The sequence below is a fragment of the Actinomyces howellii genome (assembly GCF_900637165.1).
Lineage (GTDB): Bacteria > Actinomycetota > Actinomycetes > Actinomycetales > Actinomycetaceae > Actinomyces > Actinomyces howellii.
Map to the genome: position 1 here is coordinate 1599692 of NZ_LR134350.1, position 25772 is coordinate 1625463.

At 71.1% G+C, this 25772-nt stretch carries 17 protein-coding genes and 4 pseudogenes; 6 read left to right on the top strand and 15 right to left on the bottom strand.

Annotation, left to right across the window (positions count from 1 at the left end; genetic code table 11):
* Positions 1-112 precede the first annotated feature (112 nt).
* The 7 genes from EL245_RS06875 to EL245_RS06905 form a co-directional block, all read right to left on the bottom strand.
* A complete protein-coding gene (locus EL245_RS06875) occupies positions 113-1111 on the bottom strand; it encodes a 1-phosphofructokinase family hexose kinase (RefSeq protein WP_126382479.1) in 999 nt (332 codons plus the stop codon).
* Positions 1108-1878, bottom strand: a complete 771-nt coding sequence (locus EL245_RS06880) for a DeoR/GlpR family DNA-binding transcription regulator (RefSeq protein WP_126382480.1) — start codon at positions 1876-1878, stop codon at positions 1108-1110. The genes EL245_RS06875 and EL245_RS06880 overlap by 4 nt, the downstream gene beginning before the upstream one ends.
* A 107-nt stretch (positions 1879-1985) precedes the next feature.
* Entirely contained in the window at positions 1986-2414 is a 429-nt protein-coding gene (locus EL245_RS06885; RefSeq protein ID WP_126382481.1) for a sterol carrier family protein, read from the bottom strand.
* An 84-nt stretch (positions 2415-2498) separates the two neighbouring features.
* Entirely contained in the window at positions 2499-4835 is a 2337-nt protein-coding gene (locus EL245_RS06890) for a bifunctional metallophosphatase/5'-nucleotidase (protein WP_126382482.1), read from the bottom strand.
* 305 nt (positions 4836-5140) lie between these two features.
* Entirely contained in the window at positions 5141-6478 is a 1338-nt protein-coding gene (gene gdhA / locus EL245_RS06895) for an NADP-specific glutamate dehydrogenase (protein ID WP_126382483.1), read from the bottom strand.
* Positions 6479-6890: 412 nt separating this feature from the next.
* A complete protein-coding gene (locus tag EL245_RS06900; RefSeq protein WP_126382484.1) occupies positions 6891-8315 on the bottom strand; it encodes a polymorphic toxin type 15 domain-containing protein in 1425 nt (474 codons plus the stop codon).
* A 92-nt stretch (positions 8316-8407) separates the two neighbouring features.
* Positions 8408-9283, bottom strand: a complete 876-nt coding sequence (locus tag EL245_RS06905) for a GAD-like domain-containing protein (RefSeq protein WP_126382485.1) — start codon at positions 9281-9283, stop codon at positions 8408-8410.
* A 603-nt stretch (positions 9284-9886) separates the two neighbouring features.
* On the opposite strand from EL245_RS06905, the pseudogene EL245_RS14015 reads away from it, so the two are divergent.
* Positions 9887-9979 (top strand): annotated as a pseudogene (locus EL245_RS14015) (methyltransferase domain-containing protein); the annotation flags it as partial.
* 252 nt (positions 9980-10231) lie between these two features.
* Here EL245_RS14015 and EL245_RS06915 read toward each other — a convergent pair.
* Both EL245_RS06915 and EL245_RS06925 read right to left on the bottom strand, forming a co-directional pair.
* Positions 10232-10663, bottom strand: a complete 432-nt coding sequence (locus EL245_RS06915) for a cupin domain-containing protein (protein WP_126382486.1) — start codon at positions 10661-10663, stop codon at positions 10232-10234.
* A 439-nt stretch (positions 10664-11102) separates the two neighbouring features.
* Positions 11103-12743: an NAD(P)-binding domain-containing protein gene (locus EL245_RS06925; RefSeq protein ID WP_232009628.1), complete on the bottom strand. Its 1641-nt coding sequence runs from the start codon at positions 12741-12743 to the stop codon at positions 11103-11105.
* A gap of 58 nt (positions 12744-12801) precedes the next feature.
* Here EL245_RS06925 and EL245_RS06930 point away from each other — a divergent pair, with 58 nt between their 5' ends.
* From EL245_RS06930 to EL245_RS06940, 3 genes are all read left to right on the top strand, one after another.
* Entirely contained in the window at positions 12802-13611 is an 810-nt protein-coding gene (locus EL245_RS06930) for a class I SAM-dependent methyltransferase (protein ID WP_126382487.1), read from the top strand.
* Positions 13612-13798: 187 nt separating this feature from the next.
* Complete coding sequence (locus EL245_RS06935; RefSeq protein WP_126382488.1) at positions 13799-14614, top strand: GAD-like domain-containing protein; 816 nt, start codon at positions 13799-13801, stop codon at positions 14612-14614.
* Positions 14611-15516: a polymorphic toxin type 15 domain-containing protein gene (locus EL245_RS06940; protein WP_126382489.1), complete on the top strand. Its 906-nt coding sequence runs from the start codon at positions 14611-14613 to the stop codon at positions 15514-15516. Before EL245_RS06935 ends, EL245_RS06940 begins: the two co-directional genes overlap by 4 nt.
* Here EL245_RS06940 and EL245_RS06945 read toward each other — a convergent pair.
* Positions 15493-15696: pseudogene (locus tag EL245_RS06945) on the bottom strand (integrase core domain-containing protein); the annotation flags it as partial. The gene EL245_RS06940 and the pseudogene EL245_RS06945 overlap by 24 nt on opposite strands.
* Before the next feature lie 145 nt (positions 15697-15841).
* Between EL245_RS06945 and EL245_RS06950 the strand changes: the two are divergent.
* Positions 15842-16639: a transposase family protein gene (locus tag EL245_RS06950; protein WP_126381755.1), complete on the top strand. Its 798-nt coding sequence runs from the start codon at positions 15842-15844 to the stop codon at positions 16637-16639.
* A gap of 94 nt (positions 16640-16733) precedes the next feature.
* On the opposite strand, the pseudogene EL245_RS06955 reads toward EL245_RS06950, so the two are convergent.
* From EL245_RS06955 to EL245_RS06975, 5 genes and pseudogenes are all read right to left on the bottom strand, one after another.
* Positions 16734-17899 (bottom strand): annotated as a pseudogene (locus tag EL245_RS06955) (IS3 family transposase).
* A pseudogene (locus EL245_RS06960) lies at positions 17850-18593 on the bottom strand (IS3 family transposase); the annotation flags it as partial. The pseudogenes EL245_RS06960 and EL245_RS06955, both read right to left, overlap by 50 nt.
* Positions 18594-18603: 10 nt before the next feature.
* Positions 18604-18888, bottom strand: coding sequence for a transposase (locus EL245_RS06965; protein ID WP_126382492.1), 285 nt, complete (start codon positions 18886-18888; stop codon positions 18604-18606).
* A gap of 484 nt (positions 18889-19372) precedes the next feature.
* Positions 19373-19909 carry a hypothetical protein gene (locus EL245_RS06970; protein WP_126382493.1) on the bottom strand — a complete coding sequence of 179 codons (537 nt, stop codon included), beginning with the start codon at positions 19907-19909 and terminating at the stop codon, positions 19373-19375.
* 121 nt (positions 19910-20030) lie between these two features.
* Positions 20031-22412: an alpha-amylase family glycosyl hydrolase gene (locus tag EL245_RS06975; RefSeq protein ID WP_126382494.1), complete on the bottom strand. Its 2382-nt coding sequence runs from the start codon at positions 22410-22412 to the stop codon at positions 20031-20033.
* 341 nt (positions 22413-22753) lie between these two features.
* Here EL245_RS06975 and pulA point away from each other — a divergent pair, with 341 nt between their 5' ends.
* Complete coding sequence (gene pulA / locus EL245_RS06980; protein WP_126382495.1) at positions 22754-25612, top strand: pullulanase-type alpha-1,6-glucosidase; 2859 nt, start codon at positions 22754-22756, stop codon at positions 25610-25612.
* The last annotated feature ends 160 nt before the right edge of the window (positions 25613-25772 follow it).

Consider the following 25772-nt stretch of genomic DNA (forward strand, 5'->3'; position numbering starts at 1 on the left):
GGTGTTTCCTTGCTGTCTCCGGTCGGTCCGGCGCCCCCAGGACGGGACGACGGCATGGGGTCAGGGCACGGGCGGACCCGGGCCGGTACGGACGTGTGCAGATGGATCCAGATCAGGCGAGCTGGGTGATGACCGAGGCCTGCGAGGGCAGGTCGGCGGGCGTGGGCAGCGTCGTGCCGGGCAGCCCGGCCGCGGCCGAGCCGTAGGCCATGGCCGTGGCCAGGCGCTGGGGGGCGTCCTGCCCGCGGACGTCGGCCAGGACGTAGCCGGCGACCGAGGAGTCTCCGGCACCGACGGTCGAGATGACCGGGACCTCAGGGGCGGAGGCGTGCCAGGCCCCCTCGGCGGTGACCAGGACCCCGCCGGCGGGCCCCAGGGTCGCCATGACGGCGGTGACCCCGGCCTGGACGAGGATCGTGGCGGCCTCGACCACGGGGCCGAGGTCTCCGGCACGGGCACCGTCCTCGAGGGCCATGGCGCGCTCGGCAGGCAGCCCGGCGAGCTGGCCGAGCTCCTCCCCGTTGGGCTTGATGAGGTCGGGGGTGGACTCGGGCAGTGCGGCGGCCAGCGCGGCCAGCGGGGCGTCGGAGGTGTCGACCGCGATGCTCAGCCCGGGGTGCTCGGCGCGCAGGAGAGTCACGAGGCGGGCGTACCAGTCGGCCGGTGCCCCGGGGGGCAGGGACCCGGACAGGACGGCCCATGACGCCGGGGCCTGCCCCGGCCTGCCCACGGCACCCAGGAGGGCGGTCTCGACGAAGGACACCTCCTGGCGGTCCAGGCCCGCGCCGGGCTCGTTGAGCTTGGTCGTCGTGCCGTCGGGCTCCGTGACGGCGGTGTTGATGCGCACCGCGCCGGCCACGGCGACCGGCCGCACGCTCAGACCCGGCTCCTCGAGGGCCTCGAGGGTGGTGAGGATGGGGTCGTGCTCGGGGGCGGGCACGACCGCGGTGGCCTCCTGCCCGGAGGCGGCCAGGACGCGGGCGACGTTGACGCCCTTGCCCCCCGGCTCGACCGTGACGGACTCCAGGCGGTTGACGCCACCGCGGACGAGCTCGCCGCCCAGGGTGACGGTGCGGTCGAGGGACGGGTTGGGGGTCAGGGTGATGATCATGCGGTGAGAACCTCGATTCCGGATTCGGGGAGCAGGGTGGCCAGAGGTGCGGGCAGGGGGGCGTCGGTGACGAGGATGTCGACGTCGTCGAGGTCGGCGAAGGACACGAGGTGCTCCTGTCCGATCTTGGTCGCGTCGGCCAGGACGACCACTCGCCTGGCCGCACGGATCATGGCGCGCTTGACCGAGGCCTCGTCGGGGTCGGGGGTGGACAGGCCGTGCTCTGCCGTCAGCCCGTTGGCTCCCATGATGGCCACGTCCACGCGCAGCTGCGCGAGGGTGGACAGGGCCTCGGGTCCGACGGCGGCCTGGGTGATGCCACGGACGTGGCCGCCCAGGACGCGCACGGTGAGGTCCTCGCGGCCGGCCAGGAGCGCGGCCGTCAGGACGGAGTTGGTGATGACGGTCAGGCCCAGTCCCTCAGGGAGGAGCCGGGCGAGGCTGGACACCGAGGTGCCGGCGTCCAGCAGGAGGACCGCGCCGGGGCGCGGCGCGACCGCTGCGATCGCGGCTGCCGCGATCGCCTGCTTGGCCGCCGCGTTGGACAGCTCGCGCTCGGCGACGGCTGTCTCCGGCAGGGCCAGGACGGTGGCGGCGACCGCGCCGCCGTGGACCTTGCGCAGCGCGCCCACGCGGTCGAGGGCGGCCAGGTCGCGGCGGATGGTCTCGACGGTGACGTCGTAGCGGGACGCGAGGTCGACGACAGAGACCCTGCCCTCGCGCGCGACGGCGTCAACGATGTCCTGCTGACGCTGCTCTGCGTTCATGCGGTCCCCTCTGGCGACGCCCACGTCCGGCGGTGAGGAACGAACCTGATGTCCGTTCGGGCACAAGTGTATGCCCGAACGGCTATCCATGTGAAGGGTTGAGGGGGTTAGTTTGTGGCGTTGTCCTGCTCCGGGCCCACGGGCGTGCCGCCACCGTCGCCGTCCTGGCTCGGGATCCGCACGAGCGGGAGGTAGGGCGACAGGTCGCTGCGCTCGCCGGAGGCGCGCAGCCTCCCGGTCTCCACCGCCTCGATCCAGGCGGTGCGGCCGGTGGCCAGCGCGAGCCAGGTGCTCGGGTCGGTCTCGACCACCGACGGGGGCGTGCCTCGGCGGTGGGTCGTGCCGGCGACGGCCTGGGTGACGCCGAAGGGCGGGACGCGCACCTCGACCGATCCCCCGGGCGCGGTCGAGGAGAGCTCCTCGAGGGTGAAGCGCACGGCAGCGGCTGTCGTGCTCCGGTCAGGGCCCTGCTCCCGGGCCCACCGACGAAGGGCGGTCATGCCCTCGCCGGGGTCGATGCGTCGTCGCGCAGCCATGGGCCCACACTACGCCGGGCCCCGCCTGCCCGGGGCCCTGCCTCCGCCTCGGGGTCAGACGGGCTCAGACGGGCTCAGACGGGCTCAGTCCTGGCTGTCCGCTGAGGCGCCCGAGCCGCCTGCGTCAGGTCCCTGCGCCCCGTCCTCGGGATCGAGCCGGCCGCCACGGCGACGCAGCATGAGGACGATGCCGCCGACGAGCAGGCCGAGGGCCAGCAGGCCCAGGCCGACCGAGGCACCGGTCCGCACGAGGGCGGCGGCACGGGACTGCTCGACCGGCTCGGGCGACGGGGCCGCGACGAGGACGGTCGGGCGGTGGGTGGCCGTCGGCGCGGTCGAGCCGACGGAGGCGGTCGGGACCGTGCCGGCGACGTGGGCGACCTGCGCCTGGACGTCGAGCACCTCGGAGGAGCCGTCACGGTTGACGACGGTCAGCGACACGAGGGTGCAGGCCGACTCCGCGGTCAGCCCGGAGGCGGCGTCGGGCACGCAGGGCTCGGTGGCCGCCTCCGCGGGCAGGGTGAAGGAGAGCACGGCGCGGCCGGTCTCGGGCAGCTGGGCGGAGACGAGGGCGGTGTCGACGCTGCTGGAGGCCAGCTCTCGGACCGAGCCGTCGGTCATCGTCACCGTGGCCCTCACCGTGGCCGCGGCGCCGGGCGCGGTCTGCTCGGGGGCGTTGGAGAAGACCAGGCCGGTCAGGCCGACGGTGGCCGTGCCGGTGGCCTGGTCGACCGTGACCCCCAGGCCGATCTGGCGCTTGGAGTAGTCGGCGGAGGCCGCTCCCGCCTGGGCCAGGTAGGCGCTCGTGGCGCTCAGGTCCATCATCCCGGTGTTGACCGGGGAGGCGACGGTGAACCCGGAGAAGCCGTCGCCACCGGACAGCAGGAAGGAGTTGGAGGCCACGACGACCGGGTCGTCGTCAGCCAGGAGGAGGTCGTCGACGTAGACGGCCTTGATGACCCGCGCCCGGGCGGCCTCGACCTCGGCGGCGGGGGTGTCCTTCGTGTAGCCCTCGAGGAGGTCGGCCGCCGCCTGGTCGACATAGACCTCGACGTTGCCCGACAGCCCGAGGGTGAGGACGGGGCGCGAGGCTCCGGGCTGCCACTGCTGGGCGAGGATCGACCGGAGCTGGGCACCGGTGTAGGTGGCGTAGCCGAGCTCGTTTCCGAAGGGCTGGACGGTGAAGGCCTCGCCCTGGGTCAGCTCCCCGGCTGCGTAGTCGGCACGCACCCCGCCGGGGTTCATCACTCCGACGTACCGGCCCCCGGCGGCCCCGGTGCTCGACTCGACCCACCAGGCGAAGGAGTCGGCGATGAGGTTGGAGGCCGTGGACTCGGTGCCCCGGTTGGAGCCGGTGCCCTGAACGGCACCGTCCTCGGCGTGGGTTCCGCGCAGGAAGTCGGTGCCCAGGGTGGCCACGACCTGCTCGCCGGCGGTCTGGGCCTCGGCGGTGGCCTCGGTGACGATGGCCTCGACCCCGTAGGCGTCGGTCGTGCACGCCGAGGCGGTCAGGTCCTGGGTGGTGGCCTCCACGACGGAGACCTCCCCGGTGGCGGAGTCGTAGCTCAGGGAGACCCGGCTCAGGGCCCGGCCGTAGTGGTCGGCCTGGACCACGGCGACGGGCTGGCCGTCCGAGGACGTGGTCGTCTGGGCGAAGGGGACGTGGGTGTGTCCGCCCATGACGGCGTCGACGTCACCGGTGTACGCCCCGGCCTGGGCGGAGGCGTCCTCGTGGGACAGGACGATGACGACGTCGGCCTCCCCGTTGGCGGGGTCCCCGTCCTTGAGGGCGGCTGCCCGGGCGTTGGCGGTGGCGACCGCGGGCGAGACCGTCAGGCCCTCCAGGGCGCTGGCCGACACGAGGGAGGGCAGCTCGTCGGTGACGACACCGACGAAGCCGACGCGCACGCCGTCGACCTCCTTGATGCTCACGCCGTCCCCGTCACCCTCCGCGCTCAGCGCGGCGTCTCCCGAGACGTTGGCGGCCAGGAGGGGAAAGGCGGCCTCGGGCATGATGCGCCCGGTCAGGTCGTTCATGCCGCGGTCGAGCTCGTGGTTGCCCACGGCGGACACGTCCAGCCCCATCGCGTTGAGCGCGGCCAGGGTGGGGGCGTCGTCGAGGATGGCCGAGGTGTAGGCCGAGCCGCCGACGTTGTCCCCCGAGGAGACGAACAGGGTGTGGGGGTCGGCGCTGCGGGCCGCGGCCACCTCGCAGGCGAGGGTGACCGCACCGGGGTCGACGACGGCGCCCTCGGAGTTGGTCGTGCGCTCGAGGTGGCCGTGGAAGTCGGTGACGCCGAGCAGGGAGATCGTGGTCGTCGTGGGGTCCGCGACCGCTGTCGGCGTGGGGAAAGGGGCCAGCACGCTCAGCGCGAGCACCACCAGCGCGGTGATCGCGGTCAAGGGAGGGTTGCGTCGCATGGGGTCCTCGTCGGAGGCGGGAGGGGTCAGGGCCTTCACTCTAGGGTACCCGGAGTAGCGGCACATCTCCTGGTGAGCGGTCGGCCCGGGGACCGTCGGGCCTCCTGCTCGGCCCCGGGAGCGGGCACGGCCCGGGCACGGGAGCGGGCACGACCCGGGCACGGGAGCGGGCACGACCCGGGCACGGGAGCGGGCACGACCCGGGCACGACGCGGCCCCGGACCACGCCGTCGTGCGCGGCCCGGGGCCGTGGTCCCGGTGGTCCGGAGTCAGACGATCCAGACGATCCAGACGATCCAGACGATTCAGACGATGCCGTGGGCGATCATGACGTCGGCGACGCGGGTGAAGCCTGCGGCGTTGGCGCCCAAGACGTAGTCACCGGGGCGGCCGTACTCCTCGGCCGCCTCGACGCAGGAGTCGTGGATGTCGGTCATGATGCCGGCGAGCTTGGCCTCCGCGGTGGCGAAGTCCCACCGGGTCCGTCCGGCGTTCTGCTCCATCTCGAGGGCGGAGGTGGCCACACCGCCGGCGTTGGCCGCCTTGCCGGGAGCGAAGAGAATCCCGGCCTCGAGGAAGGCCTCGACGGCCTGCGGGGTCGAGGGCATGTTGGCGCCCTCGGACACGACGGTGCAGCCTCCCCGCAGGAGGGTGGCCGCGTCGTCGCCGTCGAGCTCGTTCTGGGTGGCGCAGGGCAGGGCGACGTCGACCGGAACCTCCCAGACGCTCGAGCCGGTGACCAGTCGGGCGCCGGGGCGGCGGGAGACGTAGTCGGCGACCCGCCCGCGCTCGACCTCCTTGACCTGCTTGAGCAGCTCGAGGTCGACACCGGCCTCGTCGACGACGTAGCCCGAGGAGTCGGAGAAGGTGATCGGGACGGCGCCGAGCTGCTGGGCCTTCTCGATGGCGTAGATGGCCACGTTGCCCGAGCCCGACACGGAGACCTTCTTGCCCTCGAGGGAGTCCTTCCTCGTGGCGAGCATGTTCTGGGCGAAGAGCACGGTGCCGTAGCCGGTGGCCTCGGTGCGCACGAGGGAGCCGCCCCAGGCCAGGCCCTTGCCGGTCAGGACGCCGGCGTCGTACCTGTTACGCAGGCGCTTGTACTGACCGAACATGTAGCCGATCTCCCGGCCGCCCACGCCGATGTCACCGGCAGGCACGTCGGTGTCGGGGCCGATGTGGCGGCTCAGCTCGGTCATGAAGGACTGGCAGAAGCGCATGACCTCGGAGTCGGAGCGGCCGTGGGGGTCGAAGTCGCTTCCGCCCTTGCCGCCGCCGATCCCCTGGGCGGTCAGGGCGTTCTTGAAGATCTGCTCGAAGCCGAGGAACTTGATGATCCCGGCGTTGACGCTCGGGTGGAAGCGCAGGCCGCCCTTGTAGGGGCCCAGCGCCGAGTTGAACTCAATGCGGAAGCCGCGGTTGACGTGCACCTGGCCGGCGTCGTCGACCCACGGGACACGGAACATGATCTGCCGCTCAGGCTCGACGATGCGCTCAAGGAGAGCACCCTCGGCGTAGTGGGGGTGCTTGGCGATGACGGGGTCGAGGGACTCCAGCACCTCACGGACCGCCTGGTGGAACTCGGCCTCTCCCCGGTTGCGGCCGACGACTTGCTCATAGACCTTCTCGACGACGTCCTGCATGACCTACTCCTCACGATGTCGGTGTGTGAGGCGCAGGAGCACGTCGTTGGGCAGGCGGTCCTCCCGCGCTGACCTCAAGCCTGTCACCGTGCCGGAAACTGAGATGAAACATCCCGCCATCCGAGCGAAGCGGTGCTCAGGGGTCGTCCTGGGACACCCGTGCGCGGTCACGGCCGCCGCAACCGCGCCCCGTGGGCGAGGCCGGGGCGTGGTTGGTGAGACCGGGGCGTGGTTGGTGAGACCGGGGCCCTGCGGTGAGACCGGGGCGGAGAACCCCGTTCTCGCCGCGCATCCCCGTTGTCGTTCACCGGGCCCCGTTCTCAGGCGCCCGACCCCGTTTTCAGTCACCTGGCCGCGGTTGCGGTGAGCGCAGGCGCGGTCCGATGGCAGCGGTGCGGGTGGTTCTCGGGTGTTATCGGTCCAGGCCGGGGGACTTCCTGTGCGCGGGTGGCGCCGGGGCGCGATCCTGGCCGGCAGCGGCGGCGCGGGCGGTGATAGCGGCCTTGACCTGTCGGGGTGTGCGGGCGGAGGCGGCCCCGGTTCCGTGGGCAGGCGCCTGGACCGGAGCGGACGCCGGGGCGGGGAAGGTCGTCGCGCGCACGGGACCGGGGCCACCCGCCCGGCTCGCGACGGTCGAGACGATCGCCCCGGTCGGCGTGGTCGGGTCCCCGCTCGCGACGGTCGCCCCGCTCGCCACGCTCGCCACGGTCGGGACGGTCGGGACGGTCGCCCCGGTCGGGACGCTCGTCCCGTTCGCCCCGCTCGCGACGGTCGCCCCGCTCGGGATGGTCGGGGCGGTCACGCCGGTCGGCGTGGTCGGGTCCCCGCTCGCCCCGCTCGCCCCGCTCGCCCCGCTCGCCACGGTCGCCACGGTCGGCGCGGTCGGGGCGGTCACGCCGGTCGGCGCGGTCGCGCCGGTCAGCACGATCGGGATGGTCGGGGCGGGTGCTGGTGGGGGCGGGATCTGGGGCCCGGGCCTGGTGTGGGGCTTGGCGCGGGCGGTGATCGCCTCCAGGAGCTCGCGGGGCGTGATCCTCCCCGCCCCGGGAGGCGCCCCCGGACCGGGGTCCGTGGCCGGCGTGGACGCGGGGATCGCGGCCTGGTGGTGGGCGGCGGCGACGTCGGCGGCGATCGTGGCCGGGGTCCACGGCGGGGCCCTGGCGCTCAGACCAGAGACCTGCTCGGCGCTGCGTGCCTCGAGGACCACCCGGGCGTGACGCAGGTTGCGGGCAAGGGACCGTGAGGCGGTCAGCACCGCCCGGAGGCGTAGCCGGCAGCCCGCGCGACGCTCGACCGGGACGGCCAGCACAGCCTGCTCCAGGACGTCGGCCACGCTCTTGTTCTGGGACCCGATCGAGGAGTTGACCCGATCGACTCCCATCGAGGGCAGCCCGCCGATCAGCACCGGGTCACCCGGCCCGTAGGTCACCTGGTCGGACTCGTGAAGCACCACCAGGGCCTTGTCCACCAGCCCCACCGCCTCCCGAGCCCTCGACCGGGAGAAGCCATGCTTCCCTCTCAGGTCCCCTGAGACCTTGTCGATGAAGTCCTGGCGGGCTCGTCTGACTGTCTTGGAGGCTGGGGCGCGTCCCTGGGCGCGGTAGGCGCGGATGCCCTCGAGCAGCCGCTGGGCGCTGAGCAGGCTCAGGGCCGAGAGCTGACGATCGAGCTGACGGGTGAACTCCCCCGACAGGGCCCGCAGCCCGGGGTTGCCACCGGTGTGGAAGAACACCTCCACCGGGGTCGGTGAGTGCCACGCCAGGGAGCTGGCCGGCGCCGCAGCACCCCCCTCCCACACCAGCACCCGCTGACCACCAGCCCGACCAAAGGTGAACATGTCCCCCTCAACCAGACCACCCCCACCCACCCCAGCACCAGCACCAGAAGCAGGACCAGGAGCAGGACCAGGACCGGCACCGGTGGACGGGCTCACAGGCGCGGGCTCCCGCCGGCACCAGCACCCTCAGCACCCAGGCCGGACCCGGTGCCCGGCCCAGAACCAGGCTCAGGCCCGGTGCCCGGATCGGGGTCCGTGTCGGTGCCTGCGTCGGTGGAAGCGTCGGCGCCCGTGTCAAGGTCTGGGCTGGGGTGCTGGGTGACGATGGCCGCGGCGGCCTGGGCGGCAGCGGCCGAGAAGTCCTCGACCAGCACCCGCTCCTGAGCCTGGGCCAGGAACACCAGGTGGGGTACCGCCTCCTCCAGGCTCGCCGACCCCACCGTCATGACACCGGTCAGGCAGTACGCCGGCACGAAGCCGACCACCTGGTCCGGCCCCACCGCGCCCAGCCGCTCGATCACCCCGTCCACGATCGGCCGACCAGTGTCATCATCATCGAAGTCCTCGGTCGGGGAGGTGAGCACGATGCAGCCCATGCGCTCACGCAGCACCGGGTCAGCCATGTCCTGGGCGCTGCCCGCATCGGGTCGGATCCACCCCAGGACCGGTGTGATCTTCAGGGCCGGGCCCGAGACCTCACCCCACAGGCTCATGCCCCCCATCGCCGTGCGTGTCAGGCACCACCACCGCTGGGGCGGGAACGGCAGGGCCACCCCCTCCAGCCAGGCCTCGACCACCGGCTCCCACTCCCAGGGGTCGGTGATCCAGAACCTGCCCTGAGCAAAACCGTCAAAACCGAAACGCCGCCACACGTAGAGCACCGACTCCGGAAACACGCCCGAGAACCGCTCCAGGTGCTCCGCCGACACCGCACGCCCCACACCCATCGGCGTCCAGCCCTCGTAGTCAAGCAGGTCCTCCTGCACCGTCGCCTCAACCCACTCCAGGTCCCAGGGAAGATCAACCACGACACCCACCCTACCCACCCACCCCGCCCCACGTCCCACCTCGCGTGCACAGACCCCCGCCCCGGACCCTCCCCGGGCCCGCCCCGACCTGCCTGGTCCCGCGTTCGTACCTTGTGCGTCCAGAGCGCACGATCAAGGTACGCACCCGACACCGAAGGTACGAACACGCCGCCAACCCGGTACGAACACGGTCCAGAGGGTACGAACGCGGCGCCACCCCGGTACGCACCCGATGCGGAAGGTACGAACACGGTGCCGAAGGTACGAACGCGCGGCGAGCCCGGTACGTACCCGATGCCGAAGGTGCGAACGCGATGTTGAGGATACGAAGCCGGTACCGAGAGCGCGTCATCGGGGGCGGGATCCGGACCTCAGCCGGAGCCCAGGCCCCCGCCTGGTCCCGCGTTCGTACCTTGTGCGTCCAGAGCGCACGATCAAGGTACGCACCCGACACCGAAGGTACGAACACGCCGGGAGGTAGGTACGAAGTCGACACCGAAGGTACGAACCCGGCGCCACCCCGGTACGAACACGGTCCCGAGGGTACGAACCCGGCGTGAACCGGGTACGAACCCGGTGCCGAAGGTGCGAACCCGGCGGGAGGTTGGACTCGTGACCGGGGACCTCCACGAGCTGCCCTTCGTGGACGACTCCTTCGACGTCGTCCACGCCCACCAGGTGCTCCAGCACATGGCCGTCAAGCATGCAGACAAGCCACCAGGCCGTCCACCAGGACCTGGGCGTGCCCAACGAGCACCCGAGACGATTCGTCCCACAACCGCCCCGACTTCCGTCACAGGGCGTAGGTCTGGCAGCGTGCGCAACAGACCGCGGCTACGCCGATCTCGTACCTGCAGGCCCGAGCTCACGGAAAGCCTTGATCTTGACGGCCTGGCCCCCGCCCCGACGGCGGCACCGGACAGGGGCCGGGCGCGTGCTAACCGCGGGTCAGAGCGCCGCGTACCGCTCGTCGTCAACGGGTTCGAGCCACTCGGTCGAGGAGTTCTCGCCGGGAACCGTCAGTGCGATGTGGGAGAACCATGATCCTGCTTTGGCGCCGTGCCAGTGCTTGACGCCCGCCGGGACGAAGACCACCGAGCCGGGCTCCAGGGACACTGCTTCCTCGCCGTCGGCCTGGTACCAGCCGGAGCCCGCGGTGCACAGGAGGACCTGGCCGCCGGCGGTGGCGTGGTGGACGTGCCAGTTGTTGCGACAGCCGGGTTCGAAGGTGACGTTGTGGACACCGACCACGCACTCAGGATCGGTGACCAGGGGGTTGAGGAAGCTCGCGCCGGAGAAGTACCGGGCGTATGCGGTGTTGGGCTCGCCGATGCCGAAGGCGTTGGCTTCCTGGAAGGCAGGATCGAGGGTGGTGCTCATGGTGCTCCTCCTGAGGGGCTGTGGCCAGCGGGTCGGTCGGGGTCTCCTGGGGACCCGGCCGACCCGACCCACTCACCTGAAGGACAGCGCCGTCGCCTCTCCAAGGATTGGTCCGGCTACGGGTCGGCTCTCCAGGAATCGGGTGAAGGATCGCAGGCACGACGACCCTCGGCGTGGGCCTTCGACCGCGGCGCATCTGCACTCAGCACGGCCGGGAGGTCAGGAGAGGAGGCGAATCCACTCAGTCATCCGGCCGAACACGTCACGTGGAGCCCGAACACGTCCCTTTGACCGGGGGACTCGGGCTCAAAGTGACGTGCTCGGTGCAGGCTGGCGGCCTGGGGGCCGGGGCGGCAACCTCTGCAGACAGCAATGAGTCCGTCACCGAGCCCGAACACGAGGCGCGGGCGTCCAAGCACAGTGTGAGCGCGAAGGAAACTCAGGCGCGCAGGCGCCGCAGGGCGATGCGGGCGGCCTCGGCGCCTGCGCGAGTGGCGCCGTGGGTCGAGGCCGACGATCCGTAACCCACGAGCAGCACACGAGGATCAGCGGCGACCGCCACCCGCCCGACCATGCGGATACCCGAGTCGCGCCGGGCCACGGCGGAGTCCGGAGGAACCCTCTCTGCCCGGCCCTCCTCAGCCGGCCGGCCCGTCCCGTCAGACCTCCCCGCCTCGGCCGGCCGACCCACCGGCGCGCAGACGCTCGCTGCGCGCCGAGGTGTGGAACCTAGCGCGCCTGGTCGCTGCTCACCGAATGACCGCGGGCCTGCGTCCAGTGGCGACTCGCGCAGACGCAGGGGCGCCAGGTGCCGCAGCGCCGCACGGAAGCCGGTGTTCCAGATGATCACGTCGGCCCGCACCCAGGTCGGCTCGGAGTACGGGTCCCACGACTCGGGCACCGCCAGGCCGGAGCCTGCCGAGGGCCCCAGGCCAGCCGCGTCCTGGGCTGTGACCGCTGGGGAGAAGCGCACACCCTCGGATCCGACCCGGTCGAACATACCGCGGCTGACCAGCACCCCCGAACGCACACCATCCTGGTAGGCCGGAAGCATGGGGATACCGGTGGTCCGCACCACCGAGACCGGGCGTTGCCCGGCGGCGGTGCGCGCGTCGACCGCCTGCTCGACCTCGGCGCCCCATACCTCGTCGAAGTCCGCGGAGGAGAAGTCCGGCGGACGACGGGTCGCCCACGTGGTGGCGGCCGTGTGCGGCGCGATCTCCAGGAGCATCTGCACCGCGGACAGACCCCCGCCGACGACGACCACCCGCTGCCCGGCGAAGTCCTCGGCGCGCCGGTAGCCGACGGTGTGGAGCTGGCGGCCCGCGAAGGTCTCGACGCCGGGCACATAGGGCACGTAGGGGTGGCTCCAGGTTCCCGCCGCTGAGACCACCATGCGCGTCAACCAGGTTCGTGGCCCCTGCGGAGTGGAGGCGTCGACGGCCAGCAGGGTGTCACGACGCACTGCGCCAGCGCCGAAGGGCACCGCCGCACCGTTGGCCCCGGCTGTCGGCGCTCCCTGCGCGCCGGGTCGTGACCCGCCGGGCCACTGCCTGCCGGCCATCGGCTCAGCGGACGTCGGGCCGTCCTTGCCCGCACCCTCGGTCCGACCGACGCGTTTGTCCCCGACGGCGAGCGGCACGGCGGGCAGGTCGGTAGAACGCACGGCCGTGACCCGCACCGGCCGGAGCACGTTCAAGCCGCGCGCCGCCTCGAAGCGCCCGTAGTACTCGGGGACGACGGCACTCGACGGCCGTGAGGAGTCCAGCTCCCCGGCCGGGAAGTGGGGCAGGTCGGCGATGTGGTGCGCGCGGCCGATGGTCAGGGAGTCCCACCGGTGACGCCATGCGCCTCCAGGGCCCTCCTCGGCGTCGAGGACGAGAAGCTCAGGCCCGGGGGCCATCCCGCGGCGGACCAGTTCGCCCGCGGCGGCGAGCCCCGCCTGCCCCGCTCCGATGATGACGACCTCGAGGACCCGGGGGTCCTGTCCACTGTGAGCCCCTCCGGGCCCGCCGGGCTCGGTGCCGGGGGCGGAGGCCGGACGGCTGACGGTGACCGAGGACTCCTGGGCTGCGCTCACCGTCTCATCATGCCGTCCGCTCCGGCCGGCCCGGGACGCGGCCGCCTACGGTCGGGGCATGACCACGCCGTCCACCACCTACACCCACGGCCACGGCCCGGCGGTCCTGGCCAACCACTCCCATCGGAGAGCTGCCGACTCCGCCGCCTACCTCCTTCCCCACCTCAAGGCAGGGCTCGCGCTCCTCGACGTCGGCTGCGGGCCGGCCACGATCACGGCGGACCTGGCGCGGGCAGTCGCACCAGGCCGCGTCATCGGACTCGACGCCGCGCCCACCGTCCTGAACACGGCCCGCACCACCCTGGAGGACCACGGCCTGCAGGACACGGTCGAGCTCGTGACCGGGGACGTCCACGAGCTGCCCTTCGAGGACGACTCCTTCGACGTCGTCCACGCCCACCAGGTGCTCCAGCACGTGGCCGACCCGGTGGCCGCCCTGCGCGAGATGCGCCGGGTCACCCGACCCGGCGGCATCGTCGCGGCCCGCGACGCTGTCTACTCGGCGATGGCCTGGTACCCCCGGCCGCCCGGGATGGAGGTGTGGCGCGAGACCTACATGGCGACCGCCCGGGCCAACCGCGGCGAGCCCGACGCCGGGGCGCTGCTCCTGTCATGGGTCCGTGCCGCGGGGATGACGACCCATGAGGCGAGCGCCTCGACCTGGTGCTACGCGACACCGGAGGACCGCCGGTGGTGGGGCTCGACGTGGGCCGAACGCTGCCTGAGCTCCTTCGGACCGCAAGCGGTCGCGACGGGTCTGGCCGACCCCGGGGACCTCGAGGTCATGGCCGATGCCTGGCACCGGTGGGCCACCAACGACGACGCCTGGTTCGCGGTCGTCCACGGGGAGGTCCTCGCCCGGGCCTGAACCCCGCTGCACGTGGCCCTCCTCCGCGGCTGAGGCAGACACGCAGCACCCGCCTTCATGCCGAGCGCACCCACCACCCGCCCGCGTCCCTCAACCTTGCTAACCTGGGGCATGTGGTTCCTGAGAACGCCACGCTGGCTGGGCGGCCCCGGCCGTCGCCCCGGTGAGCCATGAGGAGGTGGAGGCCATGACTCACGAGGACGCCCCTACGACACCCGACCTGTGGAACGTCAGGCCCGTTCCGGAGCCTGCGAGCCTGGTCGAGCAGGACGCCAGGACCGATGAGATCTTCGACCGCGACGTGCTGAGCCCGGCTCCCGAGGGACTCAATCTGACACCCATGGGCGTGGGCCTGCCCGTCACCCAGGAGCACGTCGACCGTTTCACCCCCGTACTACCACGCTCAGTGCTGCACATCTGGCGACGGTTCGGTTTCGACGGCTTCAGCGGCGGAGTCTTCTGGATCACCGACCCCCTCCTGTGGGCGCCCGTGGTCCAGGCCTGGCTCGACCCGGTCATCGACCAGATGCCCTTCACCGACACCTGGCACTGCCTGGCACGCAATGCCATGGGCTCCATGTTCCTCTGGGGAGAGAACACCGGCCACAGCCTGGAGATCGACCCCGTCTACCACGAGGTGATCGTCGACCAGCTCGCCCGCCGCACCTTCGCCGACCCCGGGCGCCGCGAGCAGCAAGGACGAGTGGCCATCGTGCACGCGGCCGACACAGGCCTGACCACCGCGTTGGACGAGCATGGTCGCCCGCTCCCGCCCCAGGCCCTGGAACGCCTCGGCCCCCTCAGGGCCGACCAGGTCTACGGCTTCACCCTGCCCCCCGCCCTGGGCGGGGCACTGAGCGTTGACAACCTCCACATCATCGACGCCGCTACCTACCTGACCCTCCAAGCCCAGCAGACGACCATCACCGTCTGCGACCCCGTCGGAGACTCCTGGAACGAGATCGCCCCCGTCATCCACGTCGACCCCACCACCCGGTCATGACCGCGAAACCGGTGGACCTGCCTGAGGAGCACGGCTTCCACCACGGGCTCGGGGCAGAGGACCGTGCCGCAGTCGCCAAGGAGTATGCCGCCCCCGAGACGGCCGCCGGCCCCACCCAGTTCGTGCGCACGGTGTACCACAACGGTCGCTCGGCGGGCCTGCAGAAGCAGGCGCTCGAGTTCGAGTACCAGCTCGACGGCCAGTACTCCATCCTTGCGCAGATGCCTGCCAAGACGTACGCCGATGCCCGCGACCTGTTCAAGCGCCAGGGGAGGCAGGGCGCTGCCGCCACTCAGCGGGCCCGTACCCAGCTCGAGAACAGACTGACCGCCTATCGCGCCGGTTTTGGAGATCTCACTCGCGCCCAGGCAAGGGAGTGGGCCCGCGCAGCCATGAAGCAGGTGGCGATCCTGCACAACCCCGACCAGATCCTCGGCGGCCACCTCGCCCCGTCCCGGGACGACAGAGGCACCCCCATCCCCGGCGACCATCCGGTCAACTCCTCGCTGGGCTCGCAGAACCGCACGAACGCAGAGGTCATCGACGCCGCCGCAGACCGGCAGATAGAGTCGGGGAACGGCCACCTGCCCATGCGGTTCCAGGTGGTGCTGACCAACCGGCGCCGCAATATCCGCCGCCTGCGTGCACAGCAGCCTCCCCCCGCCTTGCAACGACCCGCTGCGGACCTGGGCTCCCACCAGCACACAGTGCCCACGCCCCCGTCGCCGAGCACACCCCTATCGACCGGACCGCCCCCGGCAGCCGCGTCCATCACCGCTGCCGACATCCGCCAGTTCCTGAACATCCGCAAACCCGCGGCGGCGCCCCGGCGTCAGCCTGGAGTGCTGGGTGTTTTTCGGACTGTGTGTTTCGGTGTGTCAGGCCGCTTGTCTGCGGCCTAGGTGCTCGCCTTCGACCTCGTTGGGGGTGCGGTAGCCGAGGGTCGAGTGGAGACGTGTCTGATTGTATGTCAGCTCAATCCATGAGGCAATGTCGTTCACTGCGTTCCTACGTGTAGGGTACACCATGCGGTGGACCCTCTCGTTCTTAAGAGTCGCGTTGAATGACTCCGCCCAAGCATTGAGGTTTTCTCACCGGGGTGGGGCGTGCACCCGGCCTGATCGTTGGGATGCTGGGGGAGGGTGCGTGTCGTGTGGGGGTGCACGCGGGGAGCGCATCCAGGATGGGTTCTGACCAAAGAAGCACCCCTGAATGCGAGGTCCCCGCATGCTGTCCTATCGTGCCACCCTTGACGTGCCATCCGCTACCGCCCGAACCGTGTCAGCCTGGCTGGCGGCTCACCGCCGCTGGCACGACATTCGGCCTCATCAGAGGGCGGCGACGCCCTGGGTGCAGGCTGTGATGGTGCTGCGCTGGCTCAACGAGGCCACCAGCATGCGCACCCTGGCCCGAGACGCCGGCATCTCGATCGCCACCGCCTACAGGTACCTGCATGAGGCCCTCCAGGTCATCTCCTCCCAGGCCCCTGACCTGATCGAGGTCATCACCCAGCTGCGCCACAAGGGTGAGCCTTTCGTGTGCCTGGATGGCACCCTGATCCGCACCGACAGGGTCGCAGCCCGCACCGAACGGGGCAACCACTCGTGGTACTCGGGCAAGCACAAGGCCTTCGGGGGCAACGTCCAGGTCATCACCGACCACACCGGATTCCCGGTGTGGGTCTCGCCGGTCGAGCCGGGCTCGACCCACGACCTGACCGCTGCGCGCGCCCACGCGCTGCCCGCCCTGTACAAGGCCGCCTCCCAGGGCATGCCCACCCTGGCCGACAAGGGCTACATCGGCGCCGGCATCGGCGTGCTCACACCCGTCAAGGGCGCCAGACCCTGCCCCGACGACGCCACCTACAACCATCTGCACGCCAGTCTGCGCTCGCCTGCCGAGAGGGCCAATGCCATGCTCAAGCACTTCAAGGCCCTCCAACACGTCACCCTCGACCCGCACACCATCACCCACATCACCGCCACAGCCCTCGTCATCATCAGCCTCAACAAACAACCCCGGTGAGAAAGGCTCATTGTCCCAGCACACCCCGGTGCGCCCGACGGACAGCCGTATGCCTGGAGTGCTGGGTGTTTTTCGGACTGTGTGTTTCGGTGTGTCAGGCCGCTTGTCTGCGGCCTAGGTGCTCGCCTTCGACCTCGTTGGGGGTGCGGTAGCCGAGGGTCGAGTGGAGACGTGTCTGATTGTATGTCAGCTCAATCCAGGAGGCAATGTCGCTCACTGCCTTCCTACGTGTAGGGTACACCATGCGGTGGACCCTCTCGTTCTTAAGAGTCGCGTTGAATGACTCCGCCCAGGCATTGTCCCAGCACACCCCGGTGCGCCCGACGGACAGCCGTATGCCATACTTCCTCAGGTGGTCGGAGAACTGCTGAGAGGTGTACTGGCTGCCTCTGTCGGAGTGGAATATGGTTACCCCTCTCTTGTGGGGGCACCTGCGTACCGCCATGTCGATAGCGTCACGGACGAGGTCGGTGCGCATGTGGTCGGCCATCGCGTAACCGACTACCTTCCTCGTGCAGCAGTCCAGCACCGTAGCGAGATACACGAACCCAGCCCACGTGCGGATACAGGTGATGTCACCTACCCATTTGATTCCGGGTTTCTCGGCCGTGAAGTCACGGCGCACGAGATCGGGACGCTCGCCCAGGTCACGGGCCGGGACGGTGGTACGGACCTTCCGGCGCGGTTGCGCGGCTCTCAGGCCCTGGGCGCGCATGACCGCACGCACAGTGTCCTGGCAGGTTGACACGCCTTGACGTCGCAGGGCTGCCGCGATGCGCCGGTACCCGTAGGCGCCGTGGGAGGCCTCAAACTCGGCCCGCACAAGAACCGCCAGCTCCTCCCGTCTCCTGATACGACTCGACTCAGCCCGCTCGCGCCAGGAGTAGTACCCGGACCTGGACACCCCGGCCCAGCGGCACATGGAGGCAACAGGGTATCTGCCTTCCTCGCGGCCCAGAGCCTGTACTTGTCGCTCACCGCTGTTCCTGCGCGAAGAAGGCCGCCGCTTTTTTCAGGAACTCGTTCTCCTGGCGCAGCTCGCAGTTCTCCGCCCTGAGCCTGGCTATCTGCGCGGACTCTGCGACTGCTTCACCTTCCTCCTGGCTGGAGTGCTCCTTCCTGTACCTCGCGACCCAGTTCCCCACCGTCTGGGGAACCAGGTCGTAGGAGGCCGCGACCGACGCGATCGTCCGGTCCTTCACAGGCGACCTCACGCACAACCTGCGCCTTGAACTCGTCCGAGTACTTCGCCCTTGACATGGCTCCATCCTATCGAATCAGAAGAGAGACGAAAATCTCCCCTGTCCGAGAAACGCCACCCACCCCAGCCATACTTCCTCAGGTGGTCGGAGAACTGCTGAGAGGTGTACTGGCTGCCTCTGTCGGAGTGGAATATGGTTACCCCTCTCTTGTGGGGGCACCTGCGTACCGCCATGTCGATAGCGTCACAGACCAGGTCGGTGCGCATGTGGTCGGCCATCGCGTAACCGACTACCTTCCTCGTGCAGCAGTCCAGCACCGTTGCGAGATACACGAACCCAGCCCACGTGCGGATACAGGTGATGTCACCTACCCATTTGATTCCGGGTTTCTTGGCCGTGAAGTCACGGCGCACGAGATCGGGACGCTCGCCCAGGTCACGGGCCGGGACAGTGGTACGGACCTTCCGGCGCGGTTGCGCGGCTCTCAGGCCCTGGGCGCGCATGACCGCACGCACAGTGTCCTGGCAGGTTGACACGCCTTGACGTCGCAGGGCTGCCGCGATGCGCCGGTACCCGTAGGCGCCGTAGGAGGCCTCGAACTCGGCCCGCACAAGAACCGCCAGCTCCTCCCGTCTCCTGATACGACTCGACTCAGCCCGCTCGCGCCAGGAGTAGTACCCGGACCTGGACACCCCGGCCCAGCGGCACATGGAGGCAACAGGGTATCTGCCTTCCTCGCGGCCCAGAGCCTGTACTTGTCGCTCACCGCTGTTCCTGCGCGAAGAAGGCCGCCGCTTTTTTCAGGAACTCGTTCTCCTGGCGCAGCTCGCGGTTCTCCGCCCTGAGCCTGGCTATCTGCGCGGACTCTGCGACTGCTTCACTTTCCTCCTGGCTGGAGTGCTCCTTCCTGTACCTCGCGACCCAGTTCCCCACCGTCTGGGGCACCAGGTCGTAGGAGGCCGCGACCGACGCGATCGTCCGGTCCTTCTCGACGACCTCACGCACAACCTGCGCCTTGAACTCGTCCGAGTACTTCACCCTTGACATGGCTCCATCCTATCGAATCAGAAGAGAGACGAAAATCTCCCCTGTCCGAGAAACGCCACCCACCCCAGCCCTCAGGTGTTGCGGCGCCCTCTCACGAGGCGAGGCCCACCACACAGGCCAGCCGGAATGCGCGGACCGGTGCCCGCAGTGCAGGAGTCACGCCACCCGCACAGGCCCCTGGCCCGCAGGGCAGGCCGCCCCGCGGCGGCGAGGACGTCCTCCGGGGCATCGCCCGCAAGAGCCGCGAGCGCCCGCGCTCCACCGGCTCCCCCGCGTCCGACCCCACACCTCATCGCCAGGGCCGCCAGCTCTGACAGCCCCACGCACCTGTCCCCACAGGACAGGCTCAGCCAAAGGACAAACCTGGACGCATCTCATACGCCATCTCCGAGGCTGCGGCATCCATCCTGTCTTCGCCGAAGTAGTGGCCGACGAGCGCCAGACCCGCACCGAAGGTAGGAACGCGGCTCCAGGATCCTGACCGTCAGCCACCGTCGGGACGCACCGGCACGATGAGCAACCCCGACCGCTTGAAAACGATGAGATCGGGGTCAGTCCAGCCCCAGGACAGCTCGACGTAGGCCTCGGTCGGCTGCTCCGGCCCGTCGAACCTGACCTCCTCCGGACCTCCCATGAGCCAGCCCACGACAACCGGAGTGCACACGACAGCCGCCACCACCAGTCCGACGCCGAGCCCGGGCACAAGACCTCTCGCCGCACCCGGGCTGACACGCGCGGGCGGGCGCCGCCCGCGCGCACGCCCGCGCCTGACTTCGACAACCAGTGCGATCCACGCACCGAAGGCGGCACAGGCCGCGCACAAGGCGAGGGCCCCGAGCCACAAGACGGTCCAGGAGGCGGCCGGAACGAGGTAGGGGCGCACCTCCACGATGGTCTCGATCGTCTGCCCCGAGGAGTAGGGGCCGGGAACCGGACGGGGCGTGCCCAAATGATGGGCCAGATGGAGCACGACGCCCACGACCGACGCGACGACGCCGACCCACAGGCTCCCGGCCCTCACGAGACGGGGTCCGGTCGGGCTCGTCGCCCCGCGACCCACCCGGCCCGTACCTCGCCCACCCTGCCTGTGCCAGCCCATGCCCGGCATGCTACGTACCCGTCACCCAGCGGGCGGGATCGGGTCACCCCTGAGCGGCGGACACCGCCTGGCACACGACCACCGACCAGGGGCCGACCGTCACGGTGCCGGACAGGACCTCACCGGTCCCCTCGGGCCAGAAGTTGCCCTCCGGCTCGGCCCACACGCCGGTGTCGACCAGGCGGCGCCACACGGTCGTCCCCGCCCCCTGGTCGCGCCCGGAGTCGCCGGTGGGCCCGCGTCCGGGCGGAGGCGGGGCGAAGTCGACCGGCTCGGCGGCCATGTTGACCATGACCCACAACCCCTCGCCGGGGGCGTCGACGTGGATGGCCAGGGCGCGGTCGCCCTCGCCCAGCACGCCCTGACCCGACGGGGTCCGGAAAAGGTAGGACACGTCAGTACCACCGGCCAGCGCGTCCCCCCAGGCGGCCTCGTGCAGGGCACGGTGGCGGTGTCGCAGGCGCATGAGGAAGGTGGCCAGGCGGAACAAGGGGTTGACCCGCTCGTCACGGGAGCCGAAGACCCCGAGGTTGTCGTGGTAGGCGCCGCCGGGGTCCCCCACCGGCACCTGCTGCGGGGCGTTGGTGGCGACCATGTCGTAGTTCGTGCGCATGGCCACGGTGTCGAGGGCCCACGGGTTGTTGTTGCCGTTCTGGGTCCGGCCCATCTCGTCCCCGGCGACCAGCATCGGCACCCCCCGGGAGACCATGAGGATGACCCACAGGTTGCGCAGGCGCTGACGACGCAGCCCCTGGTCGCCCCCGGAGTCCCAGGACATGTTGTCGTCGCTGCCGCCGTCGGAGGGGCCGAAGGGGTGTGGCTGGTCGTTGACCTTCGTCTGGTAGCTGACCAGGTCGGCCATCGTGAAGCCGTCGTGGGCGCTCACGAAGTTGATCGACTTCTGGGGTCCGCCGTTGTCCTCGAAGTGGTGGTAGTCGCCGTTGACCATGTCGATGAACTCGCCGGTGTTGCCGTCCCCCTTGGTGAAGCGGCGCACGGCGTCGCGGTACCGTCCGTTCCACTCCCCCCAGCCGCGCGGGAAGTTGCCGACCTCGTAACCCCACAGGTCCCAGGCCTCGGCGATGACCTCGATGCCCTCGGCCTGCGCGAGCGCGGCGATCTCCGTGAGCAGCGGGTGCTCGTTGAAGAACCGCTTGAGCCCGCCCCAGTCGTCGGGAGCCGACTGCGCCGGCAGACGTCCCAGGACGGTGGCCAGGTCGAAGCGGAAGCCGTCGACGCCCATCTGGGAGAACCAGTAGCGCAGTGAGTCCAGGACGAGCTGGCGCGCCGCCGGGGAGGAGTAGCTCATCTGGTTGGAGGTGCCGGTGGCGCCGTCGACGAGCATCTTGGAGCCCGTCATCTGGTAGTACTCGGCCGTGGCGAAGCCGCCCAGGCTCGTGAAGCCGGTGGTCGCGACGTCGCCGTTCCAGTTGCCGCCCTCGGCGGTGTGGTTGTAGACGACGTCGAGGTAGACCTCGAGCCCTGCGGCGTGGAAGGCCGCGACCATCTCCTTGAACTCGCGTGTCGGGCCGCCCCAGCTCGTGTCGGCGGCGTACCTGCGGTTGGGGGCGAAGAAGGCCAGGGTCATGTAGCCCCAGGCGTTCGTGGCGCCGGGGCGGCCGGACTCCGAGGCGTTCGTCTCGTGGACGGGCAGGAGCTCGACGGTCGTGACGCCTGCGGCCTTGAGGTAGGGGGCGAGCATGCCCGCCCCCTTGTAGGTGCCCTGGTACAGGGGCGGGATGTCGACGACGTCCTCGAAGCCGGGCTCCCCGGCCAGCAGGTCGCTCAGGCGGGCGACGCTGGGGTGGCCCGTCAGCTGCCTGACGCCCGCTTCGTAGATGATCGCCTGCTCGGCGGGGATCCTCGGGGCGCTCGCCCTGGCGGGGACGTGGTCGTCCTCGGCGACGACGACGCCCTTGGGGGCGTAGGGGGCGGTGTCGATGAGCCGGCGGGGCACGCCGCCGACGAGGTCGGATCCGGTGCCGAAGACGCCGTCGTCGACACCGAGCTCGGCGAGCCGGTCGGTCAGGACGGTGTGGCTGACCTCCCGGGAGTAGGGGTCGAAGAGGACCTTGTTGGGGTTGAAGCGGTTGCCCTCGGAGTCGAGGTCGGCGATGAAGCCCGCCTCTGAGCCCGGGACCCACCCCTCCTCGTAGGGCCAGTTGGGTCCCCAGACGCGAAAGCCCAGCAGGGCGCCGGCGCCCAGACCGCCCAGGCGGGCCCGCCAGGCGCCGTCGGCGCCCCGGGAGGGCAGGAAGACGGCCTGGGCGCCGGCGCCCAGGGCCTCGGGGTAGACCTCCAGCTGGACGCGGGTGGCGGCGGGGGCGTGGACTGCGACGGTCAGGCCCTCGGCCGTGAGGTGGGTGCCGAGCGGCCAGGTGGCCTCGGCCCAGGTGGACTCGTCGATCGCGAAGGGTGCGGGCATGGCGCACACGGTGCCACCCCAGCCTGACCGGGACCTGGGTGCAGCTCGCCCCGACCGGCCGGGCCTGCCTCTGGCGACGGTGCTCCTCGACGCGCCCTTCCGGCTCGCCCCCACCCGGCCGGGCCCTGCGCCCGGGGTCCGGCGACCTGGGTCCAGCTCCCCGGGTTCTGCGCTCGGCATAGGACGGTGATGCGGGAGGGCGACCCTGACTACCGTCGGGGTATGTCCCACATCACGACCGGCGTCGGGCACCGGAGCGCGCCCCGGACCGGCCGGGGACCGGTCCTCCGGCGCGCCCCGGACTCAGGACCGACCCACCCCTCACCAGGCAGGACCGCATCATGACCTTCACCTACGCGATCCGCTGCGAGCTCGACACCGCCTCGGCCTTCCCCGCCGTCGTGGGCAGTGCGGAGCAGCGCGCCTACTGGGTGACCCCGACGCTTCTGGCCTGGCCCCTGTCCCTGCTGCCCGTGGGAACGGGGCGCGAGAGCGTCGTGTCCTCCTCGGGCGAGCCCGTGGCCGGCTCGGGCCTGTCCCTCCAGCTCGTCACCGCACCCGACGGCGGAGCCGCGGCCGTCCACGGCCGCGTCGTGGGTGCCGTGTCCCTGCGCTCCCCCACGATCACGCCGCTGCGGGTCGTCGGCGACCTACCCGCCGAGATCCGAGCGGCTCACCCCCACCTGGAGGGATACATCGCGCTGAGCCTGACCGACGCCACCGGCACCGCCCTGCTCGACGTCGAGGCCGACTCCGAGCTCCTGACCGGGCAGGTCGCCGTGGCCCAGTACACGGGGGTGGGTGCCGACGGCACCGGGGGGCGGCTGGACGCCTTCACCGGTGTGCAGACCTCCCTCCTCCTTGACGCCCTCTACGCCGAGGACGCGGCCCGGGCCGCGCTGGGCGTCACCTTCGAGGCCGGCGGCACCCGCCCCTCCTTCAGTCTGTGGGCGCCCACCGCCCGAGCCGTCACGCTGCTGACCTGGGAGACCGGCGACCCGCTCGGCTCGGTGCCCGAGGTGCCGGGTCCTCCCGTGCGCACCACGGCCGAGCGGGGCGCGGACGGCTGCTGGAGAGTGCCCAACTCGCAGGGAAGGATCGGCGTCGGGTGCCAGTACCTGTGGGAGGTGGAGGTCTACGTCCCCTCCACCCGCCACGTCGAGACCAACCGCGTCACCGACCCCTACTCCGCAGCGCTGACGACCGACTCGACCCGATCGGTCGCCGTCGACCTGTCCGACGCGCGCCTGGCCCCCAGCCAGTGGGCCACCGTCTCCCCGCCTCCGGTGCGCAACGACGCGGCCCGCAGCATCTACGAGCTGCACGTCAGGGACTTCTCCGTCGCCGACGACACCGTCCCGGCCGAGCTGCGCGGCACCTACCGGGCCTTCACCCTCGACCGCTCGACGGGCGTGCGGCACCTGGCAGCCCTGGCCCAGGCCGGCATGAACACGATCCACCTCCTGCCTACCTTCGACATCGCCACGATCCGTGAGCGCCGCGCCGACCAGCGCTCCCCACAGGTCCCGGCCGAGGCGGGGCCGGCATCCACCGAGCAGCAGGCGGCCGTCATGGAGGTGGCCGACGACGACGCCTACAACTGGGGCTACGACCCCTTCCACTGGGGAGTCCCCGAGGGCTCCTACGCCACCGACGGCCACCAGGACGGCGGAGCGCGCGTCGTGGAGTTCCGCCGGATGGTCGGGGCGCTGCACGCCCTGGGCTACCAGGTCGTGCTCGACCAGGTCTACAACCACACGGCGGCCTGCGGGCAGGACCGGTTGAGCGTCCTGGACAAGGTGGTCCCCGGCTACTACCACCGCCTCGACACCGTCGGGAGGGTGACGGACTCGACCTGCTGCGCCAACACGGCCACCGAGAACGCCATGTGCGAGCGCCTCATGATCGACTCGGTGCTCCGCTGGGCGAGGTGGTACCGGGTGGACGGCTTCCGCTTCGACCTCATGGGGCACCACCCGCGCGCGGTCATGGAGCGGCTGCGCTCCGCGCTGGACGAGCTGACCCTCGAGGCCGACGGCGTCGACGGCTCCCGCGTCTACCTGTACGGGGAGGGCTGGAACTTCGGGGAGGTGGCGAACAACGCCCTGTTCGTCCAGGCGACGCACGGCCAGCTCGACGGGACGGGAATCGGCGTGTTCAACGACCGTCTGCGCGACGCGGTCCACGGCGGGGCGCCCTTCGACCACGACCACCGGGTCTTCCAGGGCTTCGGCACCGGCCTGCTCACCCAGCCCAGCGGACTCGACCCGCGCAGCTGGGAGGAGCAGTCGGCGGACCTGGCTCACCGCACCGACCTCATCCGCCTGGGACTGGTGGGCAACCTCAAGGACTACGTCATGACCCTGTCCGACGGCTCGGTGCGTCGGGGGGCCGAGCTCATCCACAACGGCTCCCCGGCCGCCTACGCCTCCAGCCCGCAGGAGAACGTCAACTACGTCGACGCCCACGACAACGAGACCCTCTACGACCTGCTCGCCTACAAGCTGCCGCGGGGGATGCCGGTGGCCGAGCGGGTGCGGATGAGCACCGTGTGCCTGGCGACGGTCAGCCTGTCCCAGTCCCCGGCCTTCTGGTCGGCGGGCACGGAGCTGCTGCGCAGCAAGTCCCTGGACCGGGACTCCTACAACTCCGGAGACTGGTTCAACGCCATCGACTTCTCGGGGCGGAGCCATGGGTTCGGGCGGGGACTGCCCCCTGCTCAGCGCAACGAGGCGGCCTGGCACATCCAGGCGCCGCTGCTGGCCGACCAGCTGCTGCGGCCCTCGCCCGAGGAGATCGCGGCCGCCCGCGAGCAGGCCCTCGACCTGCTGCGGCTGCGCTCCTCGACTCCCTTGTTCAGCCTCGGGGAGGCGGGCCTCATCCGGGACAAGGTGAGCTTTCCGGGGTCGGGCTACGGGGCGCCTGCGGGAGTCATCGTCATGCTCATCGACGACACCGCCGGGGACCGCGACGTCGACCCCGGGCTCGACGGCGTGCTCGTCGTCTTCAACGCCTCGGGGCGGGAGCTGACCCAAACCCTCGACGGGCTGGCCGACCGGGACTTCCGCCTGTCGCCGGTCCAGGCCCACGGCTCCGACGACATCGTCAAACTCGCCGGGTTTGATCGGTCCTCCGGGACGGTGCGCGTCCCGGCGCGCACCGTGGCGGTCCTCGTCGAGCCGCAGGACCCTCGCCGGTGACCACGAGTGCCCCCACCCCCGCGAGTTCGGGACATATGAGGTGGTTTCAGGGGGTGAGTGCAATGGGTGGTGCTTGGGAGAGGGGCTGGTTGTGGTGCGTGGGGTGTGGCCTGGTGTGGTTCGCGATGGTGTGCGGGAGCTGATCGAGTCGGGTTGGTTG